Origin of the sequence: Bradyrhizobium sp. WSM1743 (assembly GCF_000473065.1) — a bacterium.
In the GTDB taxonomy this organism is placed as follows: Bacteria; Pseudomonadota; Alphaproteobacteria; order Rhizobiales; family Xanthobacteraceae; genus Bradyrhizobium.
On record NZ_AXAZ01000143.1, the window covers coordinates 1 to 3181 of the forward strand.

Below are 3181 nucleotides of genomic sequence, written 5' to 3' on the forward strand. Positions count from 1 at the left end.
ATGTACTTTGCCACGTGCCCTTCGAACCGCGCGATCGCGCCTGCTACTGCGCTCTGATAGGTCCGCAGGACGTCGGCCATTTCCTCCGGATCGAGTCGCGCCGCGAGCGCAGTCGAGTCGACCAGGTCGACAAACATCACGGTGAGCTGGCGGCGGTCGGCCTCCGGTGCAAGCGAGACCTTCCCGGAGGCGACCGTGGGTACGGCCGTAGCAGGGGTGGTCGCCGACATTGAGCCGGCGCGCAGGGCGGCAATGGCGGCGAGCAGCTTGCGGCGATGGCCGATCGAGACGACCCCGAGCCCAACCAGATCCTCGGCCGTGAGGTCCATTAGGACCTCGGCATCGATGTCGTTCTCCCGGAATGCCTGTTCGTACTGTCCCAGCCCCAGACCACACAGCCAGGTCCCGATGTCCATGGGCTCCTCCCGGCTCTCGTCTTCAGCGCTAGGAGCTCCAGTCTATCTCAAGATGGCGTGCGCTGGGCGCGGTGAAACGTCACGACTAGACAGCGACGAACTGCGCTTCTGGCCCACTCGGGGATCAGATCGCGGAGCGGACTTGCGAATGCAACGCAGCAATGTTGCGGAGCCGTTTCCAGAGTACAAACGCGACGGGCGGTTTTTCAAACTGAGACGTTGATGCGAGTTCGGTGGCAGGAACCGGACGGCTGAACAAGAACCCTTGCGCCGCGTTGCATCCTTCCGTCGCCGCATCATCCAGACGCTGCGTGGCTGGGCGATCTTCGTGCTGCAGGAAGCCGGCGCCATCCGCCAGTGCGAGGAGCACGGGTGGATGCGACCGCGCCGACCCGCACGCTCGCGAGCGGGCCTTCGACATCGCACGTCAGAATTCGCCGAGCGGCTTCTCTCCGGATGAGGCCGTGGCCGAGGTCCGTGATGTTCTGATTCGATCGGCGATTCCTGTCCGGAGTGCCCCTCCGAGGCCGACTAGGCCGCCTCTTCTCTCGGCCGGCGGCCGAGCGGCACCCGCAGCCGAGTGAGTTCGATCCACGCCAGTGCGGCGTTGATCCATCTCTGCCGTTCGTCTCCATCGGCTTGGGCGGCGAGCTTCATCGCGGCAAAAGCCTCTTGCTCGGGGTCGTACTCGACGTCCATGGGCCGAAACATAATCGCGGATCGTAAACGATCACGCACCGATGCGACCGTATGAATCCGGGGACCGCCACGACCGCGATCGCGGGCCTAACCCTCTGGAGCGTCACGCCTCTGCTCCTCTAATCTGTCGATGAGCTGCTCCCGAGGCTCGGGATCAGCCGCAGCCTCTGGCTGCTGCGCGGGTAGCGCTGGCCGCCCCGGACGGATCTCACTTTCGCTAACGGGTGGGTCTTGCGAGCTGACGAATTCCATCCATATACCATCTCATCAGATGGAGAAAGGATGGTGGCAGCGATGGCCAGCAACGTGCACGAAATCCGACCAAAGCCCTCCGACTCGGAAAAAATCACGATCAATCTTGGTTTTGTCGATCTCGGTCAGGTCGATTTGATGGTGCAGGAAGGCTTCTACTCGAACCGCACGGATTTCATCCGGACCGCCATCCGCAACCAGCTCGAAGCCATGCCGACGTGGTCAAGCAGTCCACGGCGAGAAAGAGCCTGGACCTGGGCTTGCGAAACTATAGCCGCGATGATCTCGAAGCAGCGCGGCGGGCGGGCGAGATGCTGCACATCAATGTTCTGGGCCTTGCCACCATCGCCCAAGACGTCACGCCCGAGCTTGCCCGCGCGACGATTGCATCGGTCTCTGTGCTGGGGGCCCTGCATGCCAGTCCGGCGGTCAAGTCCGCTCTCGCAGACAGGACGAGGTAAGGTCATGCTGAACCAGGACATCATTCGCGAAGCCACACGCCTCACGCGCTCGGGCCAACTCGTCGAGGCCACCGCGTTGCTTCAGCGCATGCTTCGGGGCGAGAAAGAGCGGGACGCTGCCGCACCGAGGACCGGCCACCCCGCCCCTGCTGCAGGAAGAGAGCCGCCGACCATCGACGCTAAGGCGAACGCCGCCGAGACGAGGCGGCCGCGTCGGGCGGCCCGGCCGCCAGTGGACCTTGCCAACAGCATCCACGGGCTCGGACTCCGAGGATTGCTGGGGCGCGCCCCGCCCTCCATGGCGGATACCGTGCCGGACGGCGCCAGGTTCGTCGAAGGCGTCTACGCAAATGCCGCGGGAAGCCGCGCCTACCGGCTGTTCATCCCGAGCGGCTATCATGGGCAGCCCATTCCGCTGGTGATCATGCTCCACGGCTGCACGCAGTCGCCGGAAGATTTCGCCGCCGGCACGCGGATGAACTTCATCGCCGAAGAACAGACCTGCTTCGTGGCCTATCCTGCGCAGCGGGCGGAAGCGAACCAGTCGAAATGCTGGAACTGGTTTCGGCCAGTCGACCAGCAGCGCGACGGAGGCGAGCCCTCGCTCATCGCCGGCATCACCCGCCAGATCATGCGCGATTATTCGGTCGATCCGGAATGCGTCTACATCGCTGGACTGTCCGCCGGGGCCGCGGCCGCGGCCGTCATGGGATCGACGTACGGCGACCTGTACGCGGCGATCGGCATTCATTCCGGACTGGCCTGCGGAGCAGCCAGCGACCTACCCTCCGCGCTCATGGCCATGAAGCAAGGCGGCGGACCTGAGGCAATGCCGGGCGACGCCCCGCCCGTGCCGACAATCGTCTTCCACGGCGATCGCGACACCACGGTGCATTCAAAAAACGGCGCTCGGATCGTCCGACAGTCGCTCGGCGGATCCCGCACGAAGGCGAAGGTGCATCGCGGGCGGGTACCTGGAGGGCATGCCTACACTCGCACGGTCCACACCGACGCCGGCGGGCGCGGAATCCTCGAACACTGGGAAATCCACGGAGCCGGACACGCATGGTCGGGAGGCAGTCCCGCAGGATCCTACACCGATCCGGACGGACCGGATGCGACGAGGGAGATGCTGCGTTTCTTTCTCGAACATTCGCTGCAGCAGAGACGAAACTAGACTAGGCCGCGTACTCATAATTCCAGCACGAGTCTGTTTCACCTCTGAAAGCAGACTTCACAGCGCCGAGGGCTGCGGACCGCTAAGGGCCCAGGCCGTGTGAAAATCCGGCGACTTGGGGCGCTCCGGCGCATTTCGTGGCCGCCGCGCTTCTCATTCGGTGGAATCGACCTCTT

General features: G+C 64.5%; 3 protein-coding genes and 3 pseudogenes. 3 read left to right on the plus strand and 3 right to left on the minus strand.

The genetic code is table 11. The annotated features are described in order from the left end of the window. Positions 1-416, minus strand: a pseudogene (locus tag YU9_RS44010) (adenylate cyclase); the annotation flags it as partial. 124 nt (positions 417-540) lie between these two features. Further along, positions 541-786 (minus strand): hypothetical protein, encoded by a 246-nt coding sequence (locus tag YU9_RS49475; protein WP_198028373.1) that lies wholly within the window; start codon positions 784-786, stop codon positions 541-543. Between YU9_RS49475 and YU9_RS50595 the strand changes: the two are divergent. Beyond that, positions 682-951 (plus strand): annotated as a pseudogene (locus YU9_RS50595) (hypothetical protein). The gene YU9_RS49475 and the pseudogene YU9_RS50595 overlap by 105 nt on opposite strands. On the opposite strand, the gene YU9_RS49480 reads toward YU9_RS50595, so the two are convergent. After that, positions 948-1115 carry a hypothetical protein gene (locus YU9_RS49480; protein ID WP_051380679.1) on the minus strand — a complete coding sequence of 56 codons (168 nt, stop codon included), beginning with the start codon at positions 1113-1115 and terminating at the stop codon, positions 948-950. The pseudogene YU9_RS50595 and the gene YU9_RS49480 sit on opposite strands and share 4 nt — an antisense overlap. A gap of 294 nt (positions 1116-1409) precedes the next feature. On the opposite strand from YU9_RS49480, the pseudogene YU9_RS44025 reads away from it, so the two are divergent. Both YU9_RS44025 and YU9_RS0138130 read left to right on the plus strand, forming a co-directional pair. After that, positions 1410-1828 (plus strand): annotated as a pseudogene (locus YU9_RS44025) (CopG family transcriptional regulator). A gap of 4 nt (positions 1829-1832) precedes the next feature. Beyond that, positions 1833-3005, plus strand: coding sequence for a PHB depolymerase family esterase (locus tag YU9_RS0138130; protein ID WP_027577382.1), 1173 nt, complete (start codon positions 1833-1835; stop codon positions 3003-3005). Positions 3006-3181: the final 176 nt, after the last annotated feature.